Consider the following 23,729-nt stretch of genomic DNA (forward strand, 5'->3'; position numbering starts at 1 on the left):
TTAAAAGTAATTATCTAAAAAAACAGCACCTCAAGGTAAACCTTGGGTGCTGGAAATTGCTCTAGGGAGCACACACACGAACACAAATTGCTATTATTATTTATCTACCACACTTTCATATCAGACCTAACTAGGGTTTAGCTTTAACTGTTGGATATTTCACACCAAGCTGGTCCATATAAGTTTCATATTTATCCGCATCATAGTAATAAGCCCGCATTTTCGCTCGATAACGCTGCATAATCTCCTCGTTTAGCTGAGTTTGCGGTTTGTCATCTTTGCGCAATAGCGACTGGTATTTAACCTCTTTCGTTTGTACATCGGTAAAGTAGTCAGACACCTCTTTCATTAACTGCGGATCAGTAAATAGATCGATCATGGTCATCCCGTGGGCTTTCGCTCCCGCAATAATACCTTTATGAGCGATTGGCGTAGCCATCGACACGGCATTAGACCAATGATGACCTGGCAAATTAGGAATATTAGATGGATACAACATAAAGATTGTAGGTACACTCCAAGAGACATCACCTACATCATCAGATGGGCCACCGGTCGGTACTCTGGGTTTGATGGGCTCGCGAATCGGCATTATGTTGTTAGGCAACCCCACAGCATCGGCACCAATTTCAATCTGTACCGCTTTTGCTAAGGTAATGTCATCGGCAGACCATTGAGGCATGCCAACTGCTTTAATATTCTCATAAGCACGCAGTGCCATAGGTTTATTAAAATGACCTGGCCAAGCCGTTCCCATAACAACTGAATCCCAGCTGGTGTCAGTCATTTTTGCAGCACCCTCGGCTATCTGATCACCCACTTCCCACAATGCTTTTATGTGGTCATAATCCATTTCACGAAAATAGTACCAAGCTGAGGCTTTAGAAGGCACGACATTAGGCTGGTCTCCGCCATCTACCGTAATCCCATGAATTCGTTGTGCCAAACGTAAATGTTCTCGACGGTAATTCATACCAACACTCATCAGCTCTACTGCATCCAAAGCGCTTTTACCTCGCCAAGGAGCACTTGCGCTATGGGCCGATTCACCGTAAAAATTGTACTTAATAGATACCAAGCCAGACATGCCGACTTCACCATAAAAAGTTCCAAAACCACTGCCTACATGGGAGTAAAGCACCGCATCGACATCATCAAAATAACCGTCACGCACATAATAAGCTTTGGTAGCAAGTTGCTCTTCAGCGACCCCTGGCCAAAGCATAATAGTGCCTTCGATTGCATGTTCAGTCATATAATCTTTCAGCGCCAATGCAGCAATGATATTCACTACTTGGCCTGAATTATGGCCTTCACCATGACCAGGCGCCCCATCAACAATAGGTGCATGGTAAGCAACACCCGGCTTCTGAGAGCCTTTTGGGATGCCATCTAAATCAGTCCCCAAAGCAATGACCGGCTTCCCTGAACCCCACTTTGCTATCCATGCAGTAGGAATATCAGAAATGCCCGTTTCAACGGTAAAACCTTGTTCGCTTAGAAACTGAGTAAGGTAAGCCGAGGTTTCCACCTCTTGAAAACCCAACTCGCCAAAGGAATATAGCGTGTCATTCATAACTTGCGCTAACTTCCCTTGGCTATCGATTTTAGCCACAATTTGATCTTTAGCCGCTTGACGCTCGCTGTCACTTAAACTCGCCGCCGTACTTTGACTGATTCCAGCAATTAAAATTGCCATCACACTCAAGGTTGTCGGTGTTTTGCGGTTCAGAAATTTTGAGATAAAGCGACTTTTCATTATTTTTTCACCATTGGGTATTCAATACCTAATTGCTCTAGGTAAGTGTCATACTTTTCAGGATCGTAATAAAAAGGTCTCATCTGTTCACGAAACTCGCTCATGATCTCTTTATTCAAATGAATTTGCGGCACATCGGTATCACGTAAGAATGATTGATACTTAGTATCTTTGGTTTGTACATTATCGAAATAATCTTTCACTTCAGCCATTAACGCAGGGTCGGTGAATAAATCGATCATGGTCATTGCATGGGCTTTTGCTCCGGCAACTATGCCTTTGTGAGCAATAGGCGTTGCCATTGCTACCGCATTTGACCAATGATGTCCGGGCAAATTAGGAATGTTCGATGGATATGACAACCACATTGAAGGGGTTACCCAAGATATGTCACCCATATCATCAGAACCACCACCGGTCATAGTTTTAGGATCAGGTGGCGCAACGATTGGCATAACGTCTGACGGTAAACCAGTTTCTGGCGCGCCAATCTCTTTTTGCAGTGATTTGGCAAGGGTAATATCAGCTTCAGACCATTCAGGCATACCCACTTTTTGGATATTCTCAAACGCTCGCATTGCCATAGGTTTATTGTAATGACCTGGCCATGCTGTGCCCATCACCGTAGAATCCCACGTGGTGTTAGTCATCAACGCTGCGCCTTGGGCAATCTTATCACCCACTTCCCAAAGTGCTTTCACATGTGGATAGTCTAATTCTCTAAAATAGTACCAAGAAGTTGCTTTAGAAGGCACTACGTTTGGTTGATCGCCACCGTCTACAACAACAGAATGGGTGCGCTGTGCGATGCGTAGATGTTCTCGACGATAGTTAATACCAACGCTCATCAGCTCAACAGCATCTAATGCACTTCTGCCGCGCCAAGGCGCTCCAGCACTGTGGGCAGATTCGCCATAAAAATTGTATTGAATTGACACCATACCTGAGAAAAATGGATTGCCATAGAAGGTACCAAAACGGTTTCCAACGTGAGAGTAAAGAACCGCATCTACATCGTCGAAATAACCTTCACGCACATAATAGGCTTTAGTGGCAAGCTGCTCTTCAGCTACCCCAGGCCACAGCATAATAGTGCCTTCTATATTGTTTTCAGACATGTATTCTTTTAATGCCATGGCGGCAAGAATATTAACGACTTGGCCGGAATTGTGCCCCTCGCCATGGCCGGGTGCGCCTTTGACGATAGGATCATGATAAGCCACACCGGGTTTTTGTGATGCTTTAGGAATGCCATCCAAATCTGTCCCTAATGCAATAACGGGCTTACCAGACCCCCAGGTCGCGACCCATGCTGTTGGAATACCAGCAATACCCTTTTCTATTTTAAAACCTTGTTCAGCTAAGTGATTAGTGAGATAAGCGGATGTTTCAAACTCTTGAAAACCAAGTTCCCCGAATGAAAAAATCATGTCGTTCATGACTTGCGCAAGTTTTGCGTTTTTATCGACTGCAGCGACAACCTGCTCTTTTGCTGCTTCGCGCTGTGCTTCGGTGAAAGTGGTGGCGAATGCGCCTTGTGAAAAAATTAAGCCAAGCAATACTATGCCTGTCTTTTTGGTGAAATTCTTTGTACTGAAATTTAACATGTTGATGTGCTCCGAGACCTTTGCTAATAGTGATTAATGAAGATCACTACTGTTCGAACAAAATTTTCATTGGCAGCGTTACCACTGCCAATGAATGACTTGTTTTACGGCTTTTTAACGGTAGGATATTCGATACCTAATTGTTCGAGATAGGTATCGTATTTGTCAGGATCGTAGTAGTACTTTTCCAGTTCAGATTTGTACGTCGCCATAATTTCTTTGTTTAAATGAATGGCGGGCTTATCTTCTGGACGTAACAAAGGAGTATATTTGTCTTCTTTGGTCTGCACATTTTTATAGTAGTCCCACGCCTCATCCATCAATGCACTGTTAGTCAACAAATCGAATAAGTTTAGGGCTTGAGCTTTTGCCCCAGCCACTATTCCTTTATGCGCGATTGGGGTTGCCATAGCGACTGAGTTAGACCAGTTATGACCCGGCAAATTAGGGATGTTAGCTGGATAACGCAAGGTTATTGTTGGTACTTGCCAAGAAATATCACCAATGTCATCTGAGCCACCGCCTGTAAGTTTGGCAGGATCGGGTGGGTCTAATAACGGATTGAGTTCGGTTTTCAGACCTTCTGGCGCAACGCCAATTTCAGACTGTAAAGCTTTAGCCAGAGCAATATCATCAGCAGACCAATCAGGCATTCCCACCATTTTGATATTTTCGTAAGCATCTTCAGCTATGGCTTTGTTCATATGCTGTGGCCAGGCTGAACCTAACACAGTAGATGACCAAGAGGTATTACTCATAAGAGAAGCCCCTTCCGCCATTTTGTCACCAATCTCCCACAAGGATTTTATATGTGGAAAATCTGTCTCTCTAAAGAAGTACCAAATACTTGCTTTAGAGGGCACAACATTGGGTTGGTCACCACCGTCAACGATAATAGAATGTATACGTTGTGATAAACGTAAGTGCTCACGACGATAGTTCACCCCAACACTCATTAATTCTACAGCATCCAATGCACTGCGACCGCGCCAAGGAGAGCCAGCACTGTGCGCTGATTCACCAAAGAAGTCATATTGCACTGACACTAGACCGTTTCCACGACCGGCACCCCAACTCGTGCTGAAACTATTAGATACATGTGAAAACAATACTGCGTCAACATCTTTAAAGTAGCCGTCACGGACGTAATAAGCTTTAGTCCCTAACTGCTCTTCAGCCACACCAGGCCAAATTTTAATGGTGCCGTCGATGTCATTTTTTTCCATATACTCCTTCACCGTTAACGCCGCAAGGATGTTAACGACCTGGCCTGAGTTATGGCCTTCACCATGGCCAGGAGCACCTTCAATAATAGGATCGTGATAAGCCACCCCAGGCTTCTGAGAAGCCTTAGGAATGCCATCAATATCTGAACCTAGAGCGATGACAGGTCCGCCATCTCCCCAGGTTGCCATCCAAGCAGTTGGAATACCGGAAATACCGCGTTCGATAGTAAATCCATTGTCTTCCAATATTTTGGTCAGGTAAGCAGAGGTTTCAAATTCTTGAAACCCTAGCTCTCCGAAACTGAAGATCATGTCGTTCATGACCTGCGCTTGTTTAGCTTTAGCACCTACTGCATCAATCAGTGTCATTTTTGCTTCCATACGCTCAACCTGAGACATATCTTCGAAAGCAGCGGCAGACCCAACAATAGACGCCATGGTTAAACCAATTACGGTGTTTAAAACTGTGCGTTTAAACATGCTTTTGTCCTTTTTGATTAACTTTTTGTTCATTACATTTCGACTCTAAAGCCAACTTTGAACTGACGACCCAATACGTCATATAAACCACGGTTTGTTTCTAAATAACCTGGGCGGTTTTCTGAACCTTGGAAAGCGGGGTAAGCTACATCGGCAGGATCAGTATCAAACATGTTGCGAATCGATAGATAAAATTCAGCTTCTGCGTCATTACTAAAGGTAACGGTTTTAGCTGCATATAAATCAAAGTAAACTTCGCCATCAACGCTGTTGTCGTTGATAGTATAGTTTGGCGCGATACTCTCAGGGCAACTTGAAGTACATTCAATGTACGCATTACTCAATACGCCATCACTCACACCACGAGCAGTAAGATCAAAGGTCATATCTTCCAATGTGTAAGTAACTGATGCGCGGTATTTCCAATCAGGAGTGCTTGAAGCATTTGAACCAGCGGAATCAATCGCAGTTACGCCGTTATCAGTTATATTTTCTAGGTAGTTAGTGGCTAAGAAACGCAGTTTGACACTACCTGGGGCATCTGAGGACAAATCACCTAAATCAAAAGAATAGGTTAAGTCATAATCGATACCGCGAGCGGTCATAACGTTTAGGTTGTCGTATAAAAGGTTGATCGTTTGTAGTGTTCCTGATTCATCATAAATCATGTTGTCACAGTATTTTTGCACACCAAACTCAACACAGTATTCAGCCGTTGAATCAGCCGTTACGAAGCTGATAATACCGTCAATTTCCACATCATAATAATCAATTGCGGCAGAGAAGTTTTCTAAGAAACTAGGACGCAAAATCACCCCAACTCCCCAAGAATCAGCTTCTTCTGGCTTAACATCTGGGTTACCTTGAAGATTCTGGATCATAGGTACAGAAGCACCATCGATAGTGACAGAGTTACTACGGGCAGTACCTGCAGCGTATAACTCACTCAAGTTGGGCGCACGAATATCGCGAGACTTGGTTAAACGTATAGTTGCATCTTCAATTGGTTGATAGGTTAAACCTGCTTTCCAGGTGGTTACGCCACCAGAGGTACTATAATCGGTATAACGAACTGCACCGTTAAAATCCAAATCATCGGTAATTGGAACTAATGTTTCAACATAGGCTTCAACAACATCGTAATCGCCTTGAGTGACTTTATAGTTACCGTATTTCCAGCCAGTTTGATACTGTTCTTCAACATAACCATCCATTTCTTCTTTACGGTACTCAGCACCAAAAGCGACAGAGATTGGGCCTGCCCATCCCTCAAAGTCACCAGTACTAAAGTTAATCGCAGCAACATTTTGAATAAACTCTTGCTCACGACGAGGGCGACCTAAAACATAATCTAATGCTTCGTCACTCGCTACACCAACACCAAAGCGGTTCAATGGCACGCAACCATCGCTTGGATCAGTCAAGGTAGAACGACAAACAATTTCGCCAGTAGCAGAATCTACAACAGCATCTGTGGCTTGAGTTAAGCGCGCAGAATTGTAGGTTGGAGTCATGTGCTCATCAGTGTTGGTTTTACCGTATTGATAATAGGCATCCCAACTAAAGTATTTGCCGCCCATTTCAAATTCACCGTCGGCACCTAAAACGATTCGAGTGGTGTCACGTAAGTTGTTAGCACCCGATGCTGGCATATCAACGTTACTGGTATTTAAGCTGAAACTTTCTAGCCCTTGGTCGGCCATTTGACTTGCGACAGCACCTGGTAAAAATGCGTTGTCAGCATAAATAGTAACGCCTTTAGACGTGGGGTTAATGTAGTAAGCTAAACCTTCATATTCAGCATAAGAACCTTGCAGATAAACCTCAGTTTCACCCAGCATATAGCTTAAGCGGCCAAACAAGTTTTTACGCTCTTCATCGGCAGCTAAAGAATTGGTTCCGACCATACCTGAAGAAGTATATTGCCAATCACCGCCTTGCATCCACTGACCAGATACGTCACCGTAAGCCAATTGATTAACAGCGCCATCGACACCAAAATAAGTACCCGCAAGTGGGCCATCGGCAATTAAACCACCGGGGGTATAGTTAGAAATACCGATGTTTTCATCTACTAAGTAAAACGGAGCGCCTTCGCTAGTATCAGGATTGATCATCCCAACATAACCTCTTTCAGCCCAGTCGCGGGTGGTGTAATGAATACCGTTAGCAGAGAAATACTCACCACTTAATAACAAGTGCCCTGCCCCATCAGCTAATTCAGTACCGTAAGTCAGAACCACTTTACCGTTTTCACGATCTCCGTAAGTGGTTTCGCCGTACTCTACTTGAGATTTAAAACCTGTGTATTCTTTATCTAGAATAAAGTTCACAACCCCACTAATTGCATCAGAACCATAAACAGATGACGCACCACCGGTTACTACTTCAACATTTTTGATTAGGGATTGAGGGAATGTATTAGTATCAACTTCACCTGTTGATGCAGAAACAACGTTACGCTGACCGTCGAATAGTACCAAGGTACGACCCACACCTAAGGCTCTTAAGTTCAATGCGGCGATACCCGAAGCACCGTTACTCAGTGATCCTGAAGAAGTAGACGCCGTGCTACTACCAGTAACAGAAGGTAAAGTATTGACAAATTCCGCCACACTTCCTGGAGCGTAAGCATTAATGTCATCTTGGGTCATTATGGTCACTGGTGCCGGCGTATCATAACCGTCCCTTGCTACCCGTGATCCTGTAATTTGTATCGATTCCAACTTGGAATCCTCACTCAAACTGTCGTATTCACTAGCTGCTTCCTGAGCAAGAGCGGTGTTCACTGCCAACATGCTAGAAATCAATGTAGCCAGATAGGTGACTCTATGCGTTTTTGATTTAATGGGGCTTTTCATGTGTTCTTCTCCTGTACAAAGGATGTAATAGTTGTTTTTATTTGCTGATTTTTTTGCGACTCAAAACATAAATGCATTTTCACGTCGTTACAGTTGCGATGAGTTAAAAGCACAAGTCATACCTAAAACCTTGATTTAAAAAATTATTATTGAATTAATTTTGGGGAAGCTAAAAATTAAGTGAAAATGCACGTAAAAAAACCTAGTGATTACAAACACTTGCAAAACATAAAAACATCTTATTTACAGGCTGTAACATATAAGAAAATCTTATTAGAAATCTCCAGGTCAGATAAGAAAAATTAATATTTTTAAATTTTGATTAAAATAACTTATGCAAAAATAAACTTCATTTATGCAAATTTCGAACTCGCACTATTTCGATGCAATTAAATAGAATTACGGGTATTAATTAGGCATTTGCGGACTTTTCTACCCAATATCAAATTATAATCATCCTAATTTATGACATTTAATATGATGAATTTTTCTAAAAATGGTTTATTAGTAACAAAAAGCAATAAACAACTCACCATCCTAGATTCACTCCAAAACTAAACAAAATGCGCAGTAGAGCTAGTTTTAGGCGAGCTGATATGATTAATAACGCACCAAAAAGTGAATAGCTATTCGGCACCAATTGGGGTTGCACCAATTTGGAATATGTAACATTTAGCGAATTGAACAGTTGCCATTCAAATTTGAAATTGATTACCAACAGACTCGCCCATTCGATTTTCAATGTTGTTGGCATCAAGCATGATCACAAAGGTTGCTGGATGAATTGACTTTTTGCTATTCAAATAAATTCCCAGACAGTGATTCCTTGCCGATTTGCTAGATATCGTTAGTTAAAACAAGCAAAACATCTTTTTATCTATTTGAATGTTTTTTTTCTTCGATCCGTAACAAAACAATTTACAACGTAAAGTTTCTGTAAAGACGCCTCTTTGCGCTGAACTAAATGAAATTAAAATCAGTCCGAATCGCCATTGTGAGAAACATGACAGCTTTGATCAGTACCTCACTTTTCCTAACAATAATTAAAGTGGAGATTCCATGAAGTTCAGTAGTACACCCCTTAAATTAACGAATTACCCTTGGGTATGTTTGGGTTTAATGTTATTCGTTTTAGCAGGCTGTGGCAGTGACGACGAAAGTTCCGGTTACATTAAATTCTATAATGCATCGACTAATGCACCTGGGGTTTACCTCACTGTGGATGAAGATTTAGACAATGATGATGACGATGAAGTAGAGCTTACTTATAGCGCCGTAGAATTTGCTGAGGTAAGCGCAAACAATGAGTTGGACACTGGAAGCTACTACGTTGAATTAGCTTGGCAAGATGAGGAAAGTAGTGATCGAAGCGATCTGGAAATGGTCTATCAGGAGCAATTAAGTATCAATTCTGACAGCATCACTTTTCTTGCCATGACTGGTGATATTAGAGATCCCGAGGTGCTGAAGTTTGATATTGCGGTAGTCGATGACGATGATGACGACGACGATGACTTGTTTAACCTTAGGTTCTTAAATCTGCACCCTGACTACCAATATGTTGACGTATATATGTCTGCAGATAATGAAACTTTTAACGAAGCGGTATTTGTGACTAGCAGCAGTTATACCGAGTTGTCTGAAAATATAAAAATGGATCAAGATCAATATATTTTCTACATCACCGAAGCTGGCAGTGACGAGGTTATCTATACCTCTACGGATCAGTCGTATACCACCGTGAGCCAGTATGTCATTGTATTACGAGAAAATGTTGGGGTTGGCTCTTCACCTTTTGCTATCGATAGCATTGGCACCAACGGCGTGACCCTATTAAATGATGTGGACTCAGAAGCCTCCTTTGGATTTTATAACGGTGTTGATGAATCCGATTATTTACCTAACTATCGTGGATACATGAATATTGATGTCAAATTAAATGATGATTCAGAGGTATTGATAGAAGGTTTAGCCACTGGGGAATTCAGTACTTCAACAACCACTGCAAATGGCGATTACGGATTTGATGTATTGGACACTTATACCGAAGACACCTTTATTAGTGATGCCTTGTTAAGCCTTGAAGAAAATGCTGACAGTACTATCTTCATTTATAGCAAAGTTGATCCTATTGATGATGACGAAGATGATGACATCGATGAAAATAGTGATGGTGTTGTAGACGGTTACGAAGCCACCATAAAATCACTCACAATTACCAAAAGCAACAGCTCAAGTATCTATAGTCATGGTATCAAAGTGGTTAACTTGTCTGATTCTGATGACTTTAGCCGTGTGACTTTTTACTTTGTATTGAGCGACGAAATAATATCAACGGCTGAAAGTAAATTATCAGTTTTAGAAACCAGCAGTGGTTCAGTTTCATTGCTCAATAATACCTACGATATTTTCGCCATTGCCACTATAGACGGTACCGACGTCATAATGGACAGCTTAACGATGACATTAGATGAAGACAGTGTTGAGCAATTTCTGATATTCGCAGAAAATGAGTCTATGCCCTCAGGTTATGAGATGACCTTAGTTAACCAAAAATCTGACGAGTAATCTGACAACTCCTCGCAAGTAAAATTACCGTAATTCCTTTATAAGTGCAGGCACAATTTAATTGTGCCTGCCATAAGAGATGCGTGAAATCTGCATGTGAGCGTAGCTAAAAAGCAGTAAACAGGAAATTCAATGAAAACAATCCGACTTGTACTAGCGCTGTCTTGCTCCTTATTATTGGGTTTTAAGGTCTATGGGGCGCAATACAAAGTAGTAGAATTACCAGTAGCCGAATTAGGAGAGAATTCGTCTCCCACGGACATTAACAGTATTGGTGAGGTCACCGTCAATCTCGTGACTAAATATAATCCACCGATAGACATATCGCTACTCGACTTCGATTCATTGTCTAGTTATTTGACAGACGTAGAATCAGCAAAAGTAGGTGATTTCAATGATGATGACTACGCATTTCTATATAGCTATATTCAATCTTTCGCTGAGAACCAGTTATACCAACAAATTTCCACACAAAACGGCTTTATAGCCACCGAGTCAGACAGTCAAGAGTTACACGGATTTGACAGTGTTGATTCCTCCACTGATGACTATAGCAATAGTACCTTTGTCGATCTGCAAGGGATTAACGACTTTGGTTATGCCGTAGGATACGGTTTTGACGGATTTTACACCCTCGATTATATCAATGAAGATATTGACGATGTTACCTATGTACTAAATGACTTTTATGTCAGAGGTTTTGCCTATATTGATGGCGATACAGTTGCCCTGCCTCCTCCTGACACCACGGCTGGCGGTCTAAGTTACGCCTTCGACATAAATGATAGTAACCAAGTTGTTGGCTATGGAACCACTGAGTTGGTATCAGATGAGTTTGCGCAAAGTGTAGAAGACTGTGCAGATGATGAAGTACGTGCTGATGTGCCAGAAGAATCCTGTTTACGCAGCTTGAGCATTGAACTGAACAGCAGCGTCACCACAATATCACAACGCCGAGGAATTATATGGCAAGTAGATGAACGCGGGAGCGTAACTGACACTTATGTTTTACCCATGCTAATCGAACCCGATAGCAGTGATGAAACCGTATATAGCAGCACAGCGGTAGCAATCAATGATTATGGGGTTGCCGTGGGAGAATCCCCTGATTACTACTTAGATACCACAACCCTTATTACATCGGCGGCTATTTATATAGATGATGAAGTCACTACAATTAACCAAGATGAGAGCGTTTATTCCAGTTCTGCTACGGCAATTAATAATGACAACATAGTGGTAGGTTATGCTTCAAAGTTAGTTCAAGGCAGTTTAGTCAATAAGTTTTTTGTTCACGATGTGGATGCTGACGTCACCGAATACCCAGATGATTTTTATACGACTGCCAATAGCTATGCTACTGATATCAATAATCAAAATATGATTATCGGATACGGAGATTCGGAACTCACCACTTCGGGTACAAGTCGTACCGGCGCTTTTCTATACGATTATCGAAATGACCTTTTCAATGAGATAAATACTTTGCTTGAATGTAATAGCGAGTACAACATCGTAGAAGTTCACGGCATCAACGATGACAATACCATTGTTGCCACAGCCACAGTAACAGAGGCGAGTCGCAATCTATCTGGCGAGATTATCTATGATGATTATGGCGCTGAAATTGAAACCACCCATTATGTGGCGGTAAAATTAGAACCAATTTCAGGCGGCTCTATAGATAATTGTGATGCACTAGAAGCGGAAGTTGAGCGCCAAGGCGGCAGTTTATTCTGGTTATTAATCATTACTCCATTGGCAATAATTAGATTATTTCGTACAAAACAACTGTAAAACTTACCCTAGCCTGCAGGCTTAAATCCCTAAGCAGCAGGCTCTTTATAACCGTCAACAATCTGTTATTACTTGCGCAAAATCAACTCATCGTTAACAACATTAAAAGTGCTAACCAAGCTCCCAGTGCTAATTTATCCAGACCTGTGAGCTTCCCACCTCATTTCTCTTTAACTTTTTAATTACATCTTTTACTTTTTTTAATCTCGCCTTAGTGTTTTAAGTTGTTCGCTAGATAGGTACTGATTTACCTGTTACTTTCCATAGTTAAGCGGTAACTAAAAGAATTATAAAAATATGAATAATATCGACCTAACAGAAGACTCGTTAAACAAAGCACCTATTGCTGACAAATTATCGGTAGTAGAGAAAGTTGGATACAGCCTAGGTGACTTAGCTGCCAATCTGATATTTCAAACTTTTGTTACCTTTATTGCTTTTTTCTATACCGACGTTTACAAAATTCCAGCACAAACAGCAACCATGATCATTTTCACTGGCGGCATGATTGGCGCATTTTTCAGTCCGGTTATGGGAATTATTGCCGATAGAACCCAAACCCGCTGGGGCCGTTATCGACCTTGGATATTATGGACATCCATCCCTTTTGGAACCTTAGCCTTATTGGCTTTTACAACTCCTGACTTTGCGCCCGAAGGTAAGGTGTTATATGCGTTTATTACCTACATCGCCTTAGTACTAGTCTATTCCGCTAATAACTTGCCTTATTCTGCACTAAGTGGCGTCATTACTGGCAACATGAAACAGCGCAATAGTATGTCAGCTTATCGCTTTGTTGCAGTTATGATCGCGCAATTTATTATTCAGGTTTTGTTACTGCCTTTAGTACTTATTCTTGGTGATGGTGACAAAGCGGTGGGATTTGAAAATACCATGATGATATTTTCAATTGTGGGAATCGTGTTTTTCCTCATCACCTTTATCACCACAAAAGAAAGGGTCATCACCAAAGTCGAACAAAAATCATCGATAAAACAAGACATTGTTGATCTATTAAAAAACAAACCTTGGGTGATTATGTTGATACTCACTATTCTTGTTTTTATTACCCTTGCCCTTAAAGGCGGCATGTATATCTATTATTTCCAAAATTATGTTGACGAAGCCCACCTTGCTCAATTTCACCAGAATATCGGTTTTAACAATCTCATTGCAGGGCTAAACAGCTTATTAACCAATGCCGGATTGGCTGAGTTCCAATGGCCTAAGGACACGGCAATATCAGGCAACAGTATTTTTAACGCCTGTGGCATCATTTTTATGATAATTGGAATTGGTTTTTCTAAGCCACTAGCAGACAGATTTGGCAAACGCGATGTATTTGGTTGTGCATTGTTTTTATCCACGTTGTTCGTGCTGTTTTTCTATTTTTACTCGCCAGAATCTATCGCCTTGATGTTTGGCTCGCAAATTTTTCATGGTTTTTTCTACGGCATTACCACCCCAATTTTATGGGCAATGATTGCCGATGTGGCCGATTACTCTGAATGGAAAAATAATCGTCGAGCTACGGCAATTGTCTTTTCAGCTATGTTATTTGGTCTCAAGGCTGGGCTGGCAATAGGCGGTTCGTTAGTGGCAGGCATCTTGGCCTATTATCACTACAACGCAGACTTGGTGGTACAAGCTCCAGACACAATTAATGGAATTAAAACTGCAGTGAGTATCTATGCCGCCATACCTTTCTTACTCGGCTGTGGATGCCTATTTTTCTATGAGATAAACAAGAAGATGGAACAGCGTATCGAAGCTGATCTCAAACTATCCCGAGGCTAGTCAAATAGCCGGTTCGGGGTCATTCAACATACAATCGAAAACGAATATGTATCGCTATTTGGAGCCTTCATGAGCAACCACAATGAGCAGCCTCTCAGTCCACTCGAAATTGAATTGAGTGACGCGCAGAGCAAACAGCAACAAGATTTGGCTCGCGCACAATCTTTACAGCCGAAACACCGACCATTAGTAGAGCATATTTATACCGCAGATCCTTCTGCCCATGTATTCGATGGTAAAATTTATATCTATCCCTCCCACGACATTCAAACCGACGCTGAGATAAATGATAACGGTGAACAATTTGCTATGCGGGACTACCATGTATTGTCGTTAGATAGGGATACCTTTGAGGCGACAGATCATGGTGTTGCCTTGAGTGTTGAGGATGTGCCTTGGGCTCAAATGCAAATGTGGGCACCTGATGCAACCAGAAAAAATGGGCGCTATTATTTTTATTTTCCGGCTCGTGCGTACGACGGTATTTTTCGTATTGGTGTTGCCGTTAGTGACAGTCCAACAGGCCCTTTCACGGCGCAAGATAATTACATTGAAGGCACATACAGTATCGACCCTGCGGTGTTTGCAGATGACGATGGTAGTTACTATTTGTATTGGGGAGGAATTTGGGGAGGACAACTACAAAACTGGCGAGATGGTCAATTCCATCCAAGGGATATCTACCCTGCCGATGATCAACCTGCTTACGCTCCGTTAGTCGCCAAATTATCTGACGACATGTTATCCCTTGCTGAATCGCCCAAGGATATACTTATTTATGATGAAAACGGCAAACTACTGCGCGCAGGCGATAACCAACGACGTTTTTTTGAAGCATCATGGTTACACAAACATAATCAGCAGTATTACTTTTCTTATTCAACAGGCGACACCCATAAAATAGTTTATGCCACCGGAAAGAGCCCTTACGGCCCATTTACTTATCAAGGGGTCATTCTCAACCCTGTATTGGGTTGGACCAATCATCACTCCATAGTGCAATACAACAACAAGTGGTTTTTGTTTTATCATGACAGTACCTTATCAGGCGGCCAAACCCATTTACGCTGTGTAAAAATGTCAGAATTAATACACGATAGTGAAGGTAAAATTCTACCATTACAGGCCTATGAATAAACCTCTCAACAACAAAACAGTCGGCTATCGCAAGTAAATAATGTTGATTCGAATATACAAACGAAACGGCGTATGAGTTCCACCTTGTCGCCACATTTTGTGTAAAATCGGCAATAAATACATTCAACAACGAAAAAGCCAGAACATGTTTAAACATTGCCCTCAATGTAAAAGTACCGAGATTAGTTTTGTAAGTCAGCGATACTGGAAATGTGCCAACTGTGACTTTGTTTATTTTCATAACACCGCCGGTGGCGTTGGCGCAATTATAAGTTGCCACAACGAGTTACTTTTTACAGTTCGTGCTAAGCATCCCTGTAAAGGAAAACTCGATCTACCGGGTGGTTTTGTGGATTTCCATGAAACTTTAGAACAAGCATTAAGTAGAGAATTAATGGAGGAGTTAAATGTATCTATTGCTCCGTCACAGTGGCAGTATTTATGCTCTTTTCCGAATCAATATCTTTATAAAAATATCAATTACAACACCATAGATAGCGCGTTTGTTTGTGAGCTAAACGAAAAACCGAAGATACACTTAGAAAAAACTGAAATACTGGAAGCTAAATGGATAGCAATAGAAGATGTTGATGTCAGTGCAATCGCATTCCCATCGTTAGCCAATGCTGTTGCTAAATTTATAAGTGCAAGCTAAAAGCGTATTTTTTCCTGTCTCATGAGCTCATAAATTCTAAATCAAACATGGATTTATGAGCTTCAATGTAACTTAGGAACTCGGCGAGCTTATTGGGTTTGTTAAAACCTTGTCGATAAACCATATAAATGGGTAAACTGGGACTTACCCATGCAGGCAAAACCTGCCGTAATTCACCAGACTTAATCCCATCACGAACTAAAAACCAAGGCAACTGAGCAATCCCTAAGTGATTTTTCACACAGTTTAAAACCGCTACAAAATCAGCACATTGAAATGCCACAGGAACGGATGCATATTCAGTTTTTTCACCATTTTGCAGTGTCCATGTGTTTTGTGTTGGTTCAAAAAATTGAACACTTCTACACGACGTTAAGTCTTTAACGGTTTTGATTGCATGGTGTTTAAGATAATTAGGCGAGGCTACTAATACTCTATTTGCTTTACCGATTTGCCGTTGAATCAGGTTTTCATCTTGATTCTTGCCCATCCGAAATGCCAAATCTAAGCCTTCCTTAAATAAATTTTCATATTCGTAAGAAAGTTTAAGGCTTAGGCTAACTTGAGGCCAATCTTTCAAAAAGTTAGGAAAAAGACTATTGCTTAATACCCTTCCCAAAGCCGGAGGTGCAGCTAAACTTAGCTTTCCTGACACACTACTATTCAGTGTTTTGATATCATTTAACAGATGATTTGAGTCTTCTAACAGCACCAGAGCGCGGCTATAAAGAATTTTCCCAGTTTCAGATAAACGCACAACGCGAGAAGAGCGCTCAAACACTTTACTGCCCAACTCCCCTTCGAGTTTAGCAATATCCTTACTCAACTTAGACTTGGTTACGTTAAGTATATTAGCCGCTTCGGTGTAACTCAGCGTTTCCGCAGTTACCACAAAATGTCGTAACAGTTTTAAATCGATTACCTGATTATTCGTCATTTAGATATCTTCAAAGCTTAATCAACTGATTTAGGAATTTTATTTTCGAAGATTTTACAACATTGTTTCCATATTGGAAACTCAGAGTTTCTTTTCAATGGATTGTCACTTCTTAATAAATCCATAAAATAGCCTCATCGATGCCGTTTACTGGGCAATAACCACTTAAATGCGAGGAATTAAAATGATTAAAGCGTATGCAGCTAATGCCGCTGGAGACAAATTAGAAAAGTTTGAATACGATCCAGGTCCTTTGAAGCACGATGACGTGGATATTACCGTTGAGTCTTGCGGTATCTGCCACAGTGACCTAAGCATGTTAGACAATGAGTGGGGCTTTACCCAATATCCTTTCGTTCCTGGACACGAAGTTGTTGGAATTATTAACGCTGTAGGTGAAAACGTTAGCTCATTGAAAGTAGGTCAACGGGTTGGTCTAGGTTGGCAATCAGGTTATTGCAATACTTGCAGAACCTGTCAGTCTGGCGACCATAACCTATGTTCATCGGCTGAACTGACATTAGGTGGTCGACATGGCGGATTTGCTGATCGTGTGCGCGCTCAAGCAAGTGCAGTTGTGGCGCTGCCAGATAATATTAATCCAAAAAGCGCCGGGCCATTGTTTTGTGGTGGCATCACGGTATTTAATCCTTTATTACAATTCGATATCAAACCAACAGACAAAGTTGCGGTGATAGGCATTGGTGGACTGGGTCATTTAGCTTTGCAATTTCTGAATGCTTGGGGATGCGAAGTGACAGCCTTTACTCGCAATACTAAAGAACAAGACGAGCTAATAAAACTGGGCGCACACAAAGTGCTCAATAGCAGTTCACAAAAAGAGTTAAAAGCAGCAGCAGGCAGCTTTGACTTAATTATATCGACGGTAAATGTAAAACTTGACTGGAATGCTTATGTGGCAACGCTAGCGCCAAAGGGTCGTTTGCATTTTGTTGGAGCGACAACAGAACCACTAGATTTAAGCTTGTTCCCATTAATGGCCGGTCAGCGCTCAGTATCTTCATCGCCAGTTGGAAGCCCAGCGACAATCAAAACGATGTTAGATTTTGCAGCCCTGCATAAAGTTGAGCCAATAACTGAATATTTCCCATTCGACCAAGTCAATGAGGCCCTTGACAGATTACGCAATGGTAAACCTCATTACCGCATCGTATTGCAGCACTAATAGCAACCTTGATACCTTGGGTTAATCTACCGCCACGACAAAGTTGTGGTGGTAGATTGCTCAATATTCTAAATAAACACGCATTACTCAATTAATTAGTTTGCGCTAATTTACTGGCTTGTATTGCCAGCCCCTCACAGACTGAATTAAAAGCATCCCCTTCCATCACGGGCAGGTGAGGTAACATCACTTCTTGCAGTTCTTTTCTGACAATCGGTGACAAACTCATACCGCCTGTAATAAACAACATTTCAGGGGGCTCACTGCTATTGTCTAAACACTGAGTGACTAAACGTTTCACTCTGCGCATCCAAGTTTGCATCGAGCGATTCAAGTCAGTCAGAGTAATATTAACATCGTAATCTGGCTCAATGTAATGCAGTGGCAGAGTCACTTCATCTTTAGAAGATAGCAATTCTTTTGCTAAACGCGAGGAGTTGACAAGTCTAGCTGACAATTTTTGTTCTTGTACTATCAACAACCTTTCCAACAATCTCGGATCTTTGGTAATAGACATGGTTTGTGCGATTTCTAACCCATAATCTTCAGAGAAAAACCGATTAAGTTTCGCAATGTCATCAACCGCGCACATATCAGAAAAGTAAGTAGGTGGAATCGGTAAACCATTTTGCGTTAATAGCTCCTGACCCATAGTCGGTGCAATAGATTTCACAATCAGGTTTTTGTCACATTCCATCCCCCCTAAGCGGGTTCCTGTTACAGCCAATACATCTTGCTGACGATCTAAGTTTGCACGTTTTTCAGGGGATAATTTAATGCAACACACATCGGTCGTCCCACCGCCAATATCCACCACCAGCACATTGGTTGGTTTATCTAGGGTTCGTTCAATTTGATATGCCGCGGCAATGGGCTCTTCGAGAAATTCAACTTGATTAAAGCCTGCTTTTTGCGCCGCTTGGGTCATAATTTCAATGGCTTGATTGTTTCCAGCGTCGCCTCGAGTACCGTGAAACTTAACAGGTCTTCCAATAACCGCTGTATCCACAGAAGTTTGTAATTGTTTTTCAGCACTTAGGCGAAAGAATTCCAATTGTTTCGCTATAATGCCGACGAATGCTTGCTGCTGACCGGCAATCAAGGTGGCTCCCAAAAAGTTCTTGGGTGAATAAATAAGACGCCCCTTTTCCGGCATTTTTAAATAACGTTTAAAACCCTCTTCACCGAATGCGAATTTGCCTGTTTCAACGAGTTGCTGTAAGGATAAATCTTGCACGGTCATGTCTTTTAGCAACAGCTGAATAGCTTTGCGTTGCAAGGCTGGCAGGTTGTGTAATTCACCTCGCAAGTCGTCTATTTTTTCACTGTAAATTCGCTGTTCTCTTGGATCGACAGCCTCGTAATAACCTTGCTTGGCTTTTTCAATCTGGTCATTTACCGCACGTTTAATTTGCGCGACTTTTGCTTCAATAATTCCAATGGGTGGCAAGGGTAAATCGTCTTCATAATAAATAAAGACTGAGGATCGAATCTTATTAGCTGCATCAAGATCAGGGTCAAGTTTGATAAATTGGTGTTTCTTACCATCAAAAAAAACTACCTCGGAATTTGAGGTGCCATAATCTATACCAATCGCTGCCATTTGAGTCCAACACTAGTGAAAAATAAAGTCGCGGATTGTAATGTAAAATGCGTTATTGTTCATCTATTGTTTGTCACTTAAACGTTATCCAAATACAGAGATTTATTTAACCCCCTTCAACAAAGGTGACCTTATGGCGCTCACCAATGTCTGGCATTTTGTACAGATCATCAGGCATGGTTTTTACGCGATCGTTAATTTCCTGAAAGAACGAATGGGAATGACTGGGAGATTCAAACGTAATGAGCAACCCTTCTTCATCTGATAAACCAGTAAATCCATGCACGTGATTAGCCGGAACCAAGGCATAGTCACCAGGATTCATTCGCGTGATTGTGTCACCTAAACGCAGTTCAACTCGCCCTTGTAAAACATAGAAGCTTTCGTCCCAAGGATGTGAATGAGGAGGCGCGCCTAGCCCTTTAGGGACGGTATTGAGCATACTGGAGTAACGGCCGTTAGTTTCTTCAGCGGTGCATAAAAACTTTAGTCTCATCCCTAGAACAGCTAACCAGTTTTCGTCACTCGCATGTTTAATTATAGATCTCGACTCCATCTGATATGCTCCTATTCTAGATATTAGCCAGTATAAACTTTAATCAGTATAAATATTAGACAGATGTCAGTACCTATGTCAAGATTACATTATAAATGACAAACCACTTAGATCCGATGACGACTTTGCAGCAAAAAAAAATGGAATTTACCCGTAACCTAATCTTGGACGCGGCATGTGAATTAACACATGAACTAGATGTTGATGAAATTAGTTTTAAGAAAGTTGCTCAACATGCAAATATTTCTGAGCGCACAATATTTAGATACTTTGAGAGTCGAGATACTTTTTTAAATGAACTCACAGCACTGCTTTATCAGCAATTGGCGTTGCCCATGTTGCCAACAACAATAAATCAGCTGCCCGACTACATTTCGCATTTTTATACTAAACTGGACAGCCAACCTAGACAGGTTCTGGTTTTGTTAAAAGGTGAGATTTTTCAACGTATTTTGTCAACCACGGCAAAACAACGACTGACTGAATTAACCCAGCTGCTAACTGAAGCTTATCCCCATGCTGCGGAACAAGAAATTGTCAGGACTGCCGCCAATATTCGCTATAACTTAAGCGCATCTAGCTGGCGTTATTATCGCGTGTATTTTGAATTTGATCTAAAGACTTGTATTGAATGTACGCAGATGCTGGTTGCTCAATCCCTCCAGCATCTGCATAAAGTGAACCTTGATACTAATTAGATTTAATCAATATAAGTTCTTGTTGCACAGGAATTAAATACTCAGCTCCGTCTTTGGTAATTTGTACCATTTCCTCAACCGATATGGTTTTAGGTTGACCATCGTCTAATGACCAGCTATAAAATCCATCAAAAGCAAAGGTCATGCCTTCAGCTAAGGTTCGTAAAGAAGCGGGTCGCACGCTGACAGCCCTTGAACCACCCAGGTTAGGTCCAGTGTCGTGGGCAACATATCCCACTGGATGCCCGGTACTCCACATCAATGGTATAGAACCGGTGGCTTCCATCACTTTGCGCTGTGCGGTATCTACATCAATCCCTCTAACACCAGGTTTCATTGCAGTAAACGCGGCATTTTGTCCTTGTTTAGCATTTTTCCAATAGCGTTGTATATCAGCTGGCGCAGCACTTTCACCGTCTTTTAATACATAAGCAAAGCGTTGAATGTCAGTTACCCAGCGATCGTAAACACGAATACCAAAATCAGTTTGAATCACATCTCCAGGCTGAATAATTTTGTCGGTTGGGTGGGAGTGTCCACGATCTGAACCTGAATTGATATTCGGATTTTGCGCTGCCGCCCAACCGTCTGTTACACCCGCTTCTCGCATTTTCATTTTAAGAAAACGAGCAACATCGGCATCGGTGGTGACCCCAGGTATAACTTGCTGATAAGCCTCAACCTGCCATTGCGCAGTCAACACTGCAGCCTTGCGCATAATATCAATTTCCGCTGGTAGCTTGATGGACAACCATTGATAAATGACCTCTTCAGCTGAGGTTAAACGTTGCGTAAACTTCGCGCCTAAAGCTTTGGTTAATTGTTGATACTGGGTGAAACTTATTCCATCGGCTTGAGCATTTTTAGTCGACATATTAATTGCGATATTGGCAAAGTTCTTTTCGATAATAAAATTCGCAGCGGTTTGAATGGCCGATCCACTTCGTTCCACTGAAACCACTTCATCCAATAAATTGACATCTTTGAGGGCGGTAGATTCACCCGCCGGCGAGAACGCCATTGAATGGAATTGATTCTTGTGGTTATAGAATAAAAACACTGCAGTTTGACCCGCATTCTCACAACCCACATGGTCAGCCAGCGGGTCATTGTTATTCTCTCGACAAATCACCAACCAAGCATCAACCTCTGCTTTTGCCAGTGCTGATGGCAGCAATGTGGCAATTCGCTGTTTACGGATCTCTGGCCACGGAGATGGGTCTGAAAATTGAGCAAATGCAAAAAACGGCAACCACAATACAAATAACACACTAATTAATTTCACTTTTTTATTATTCCTTTTGGTTCAATTAGTTGTGACAAAATTAACCTGCAGAAGCATAAATATAATGACTGAACTATGCAACCAGCATCACGTGTATTGGAAATTTTCAAACAAGAGTAGATCCTCTGTGTCATTTGTCAGCTAAGGTTGCTTGATTATCATTAACTAACCCTGCCTGTTGCAAAGACTCCGCGAGTAAATCAATAAATGCAGGGACATCAAAATACGAGGTATGTATTAACTCCTGCCAATTGATACTATCACTCAATTCGGTGCGAATATCTGGTGTGGCATCGGCATTTTCAGACATGCCTAACACTAAGCGCACTTTATGTAGGGTTTTAATCGCATTTTTCTCGCTGTGCTGACGTAACGGATCTGCAATTGAATCACCAAGAAAATCACACTTGTGCTCAAATTCAGGAGGGTGCGAACTGATTGCATGGACATCTTCTTTCAATAAATCATCACCCCATGCGCGTTTTTGAATGGATGCCCACACAACTTTATTCAGTAGAAAAGCCAGTGGTCGACCAAACAAATGCGCGAATAAACTTAATAATTTGGTAAGAACCCAGGTTAACGGTATCCAAATAAGTAAAATTTCAAATGCAATTGAAAAAGTAATACCGCCAATACTAAAACCTTCAGAGCCATCCTCAGATGTGAGAAAATAATTGAGCATGTCACCGCTATTAAAAGCCAAATCAAAAGCAAAGATCAAACCAATCAAAATAACTAACCCAAATTGAAAGCTGGCAACAACGGGGAGTAGAAATGTACTTGGAATAATCGGTGCACTTATATTTTGCACGTTACTAAGTGCGCTAATCGCTTCGTCTTCTTTATGCCACAATCCACACCACAAATTACTGTACAGCGCTTCTACTCGTTTCTTCTGTTTTTTCGTAAACCAACTTTTTCTCCGACGTTCATATAACCACAGGCAAGCATAAGTAATCACTCCATAAAGTGTCATTGCATGACCTAGCGTTACTATATTTTGGTTAACTTCAGTTTTAAATAACGCCATAAGCATGATCCAGAACCCCAACACCAAAGACACAATACCCGTTGTGTAAATAGTTAATCCTATGCTTCTAAGGCGTTGAAATAGAAACGTATTTGGTCTGTAATCTAGAAAAGGAGTGCCAACGGTACACCACACTTTAAGCCGTTTAAAAGGGGTTTTATTGTCAACTGATTTCAACAAGGCATTATAAATAACCGAGCCCCCATGACTATGTCCAATTAGATAGTAATCTTGCTCAGCTTCGTCATAGGATGCTAACTGTTTTGCTAGTGCAGAGCCTGCATCTCGCCTTTTATCTTCGCTGTTAGGACCATTTTCCCATTGAAACGGTACTATTTCGACTTGATTAGGATCCAGGTCTAGTCGTTTTTGTAATTCGTCCATAAACACACTGCCAAGTTGCCACCACTTATCTCCTGAGCTAGTGATATCGCCCGCTCCAGTGCCATGGACAGTTACGAGCTTAATAGGTATGTGGTTGTGAAGTAACTCTCCACCGCTCTCTTTTGGGTTGTTTTTATTAAACACAAATCCATCCTTAATT

16 protein-coding genes are annotated in these 23,729 nt (G+C 41.5%); 7 read left to right on the forward strand and 9 right to left on the reverse strand.

The features are described 5' to 3' along the window. Nucleotides 1–130: 130 nt before the first annotated feature. The 4 genes from KO530_RS03985 to KO530_RS04000 all read right to left on the reverse strand — a co-directional run bounded on the left by KO530_RS03985 (nt 131) and on the right by KO530_RS04000 (nt 7,933). A complete protein-coding gene (locus tag KO530_RS03985) occupies nt 131–1,759 on the reverse strand; it encodes an amidohydrolase (RefSeq protein WP_252728819.1) in 1,629 nt (542 codons plus the stop codon). After that, nucleotides 1,759–3,366 carry an amidohydrolase gene (locus KO530_RS03990; protein WP_216047107.1) on the reverse strand — a complete coding sequence of 536 codons (1,608 nt, stop codon included), beginning with the start codon at nt 3,364–3,366 and terminating at the stop codon, nt 1,759–1,761. The genes KO530_RS03985 and KO530_RS03990 overlap by 1 nt, the downstream gene beginning before the upstream one ends. Before the next feature lie 104 nt (nt 3,367–3,470). After that, complete coding sequence (locus KO530_RS03995) at nt 3,471–5,072, reverse strand: peptidase dimerization domain-containing protein (protein WP_216047108.1); 1,602 nt, start codon at nt 5,070–5,072, stop codon at nt 3,471–3,473. Between the two features lie 32 nt (nt 5,073–5,104). After that, on the reverse strand, nt 5,105–7,933 hold the full coding sequence (locus tag KO530_RS04000) for a TonB-dependent receptor plug domain-containing protein (protein ID WP_216047109.1): 2,829 nt from the start codon (nt 7,931–7,933) through the stop codon (nt 5,105–5,107). A 1,059-nt stretch (nt 7,934–8,992) separates the two neighbouring features. On the opposite strand from KO530_RS04000, the gene KO530_RS04005 reads away from it, so the two are divergent. The 5 genes from KO530_RS04005 (at nt 8,993) to KO530_RS04025 (ending at nt 15,887) form a co-directional block, all read left to right on the forward strand. After that, nucleotides 8,993–10,501 carry a DUF4397 domain-containing protein gene (locus KO530_RS04005; RefSeq protein ID WP_216047110.1) on the forward strand — a complete coding sequence of 503 codons (1,509 nt, stop codon included), beginning with the start codon at nt 8,993–8,995 and terminating at the stop codon, nt 10,499–10,501. 132 nt (nt 10,502–10,633) lie between these two features. Then, nucleotides 10,634–12,298 (forward strand): DUF3466 family protein, encoded by a 1,665-nt coding sequence (locus KO530_RS04010; RefSeq protein ID WP_216047111.1) that lies wholly within the window; start codon nt 10,634–10,636, stop codon nt 12,296–12,298. A gap of 297 nt (nt 12,299–12,595) precedes the next feature. Continuing rightward, on the forward strand, nt 12,596–14,095 hold the full coding sequence (locus KO530_RS04015; protein ID WP_216047112.1) for an MFS transporter: 1,500 nt from the start codon (nt 12,596–12,598) through the stop codon (nt 14,093–14,095). A 69-nt stretch (nt 14,096–14,164) separates the two neighbouring features. Next, nucleotides 14,165–15,232: a glycoside hydrolase family 43 protein gene (locus KO530_RS04020; RefSeq protein WP_216047113.1), complete on the forward strand. Its 1,068-nt coding sequence runs from the start codon at nt 14,165–14,167 to the stop codon at nt 15,230–15,232. A gap of 145 nt (nt 15,233–15,377) precedes the next feature. Next, nucleotides 15,378–15,887, forward strand: a complete 510-nt coding sequence (locus KO530_RS04025; RefSeq protein ID WP_216047114.1) for an NUDIX hydrolase — start codon at nt 15,378–15,380, stop codon at nt 15,885–15,887. A 19-nt stretch (nt 15,888–15,906) separates the two neighbouring features. On the opposite strand, the gene KO530_RS04030 is transcribed toward KO530_RS04025, so the two are convergent. Continuing rightward, entirely contained in the window at nt 15,907–16,824 is a 918-nt protein-coding gene (locus KO530_RS04030; protein ID WP_216047115.1) for a LysR family transcriptional regulator, read from the reverse strand. A gap of 184 nt (nt 16,825–17,008) precedes the next feature. On the opposite strand from KO530_RS04030, the gene ahr reads away from it, so the two are divergent. After that, on the forward strand, nt 17,009–18,010 hold the full coding sequence (ahr, locus tag KO530_RS04035) for an NADPH-dependent aldehyde reductase Ahr (RefSeq protein ID WP_216047116.1): 1,002 nt from the start codon (nt 17,009–17,011) through the stop codon (nt 18,008–18,010). A gap of 91 nt (nt 18,011–18,101) precedes the next feature. Here the strand turns inward: ahr and KO530_RS04040 are convergent, their stop codons facing one another. After that, complete coding sequence (locus tag KO530_RS04040) at nt 18,102–19,613, reverse strand: Hsp70 family protein (RefSeq protein ID WP_216047117.1); 1,512 nt, start codon at nt 19,611–19,613, stop codon at nt 18,102–18,104. Between the two features lie 106 nt (nt 19,614–19,719). Further along, nucleotides 19,720–20,169, reverse strand: a complete 450-nt coding sequence (locus KO530_RS04045; RefSeq protein ID WP_216047118.1) for a cupin domain-containing protein — start codon at nt 20,167–20,169, stop codon at nt 19,720–19,722. A 95-nt stretch (nt 20,170–20,264) separates the two neighbouring features. Between KO530_RS04045 and KO530_RS04050 the strand changes: the two genes are divergently transcribed. Next, nucleotides 20,265–20,867 (forward strand): TetR/AcrR family transcriptional regulator, encoded by a 603-nt coding sequence (locus tag KO530_RS04050; RefSeq protein WP_252728821.1) that lies wholly within the window; start codon nt 20,265–20,267, stop codon nt 20,865–20,867. Here KO530_RS04050 and KO530_RS04055 read toward each other — a convergent pair. Both KO530_RS04055 and KO530_RS04060 read right to left on the reverse strand, forming a co-directional pair. Then, complete coding sequence (locus tag KO530_RS04055) at nt 20,860–22,152, reverse strand: M24 family metallopeptidase (RefSeq protein WP_216047119.1); 1,293 nt, start codon at nt 22,150–22,152, stop codon at nt 20,860–20,862. The genes KO530_RS04050 and KO530_RS04055 overlap by 8 nt on opposite strands. A gap of 130 nt (nt 22,153–22,282) precedes the next feature. Continuing rightward, the gene (locus KO530_RS04060; RefSeq protein ID WP_216047120.1) at nt 22,283–23,713 is read right to left on the reverse strand and encodes a hypothetical protein; all 1,431 of its coding nucleotides are present in this window, start codon (nt 23,711–23,713) and stop codon (nt 22,283–22,285) included. Nucleotides 23,714–23,729 lie beyond the last annotated feature (16 nt).

Origin of the sequence: Aliiglaciecola lipolytica (assembly GCF_018860635.1) — a bacterium.
Lineage (GTDB): Bacteria > Pseudomonadota > Gammaproteobacteria > Enterobacterales > Alteromonadaceae > Aliiglaciecola > Aliiglaciecola lipolytica_A.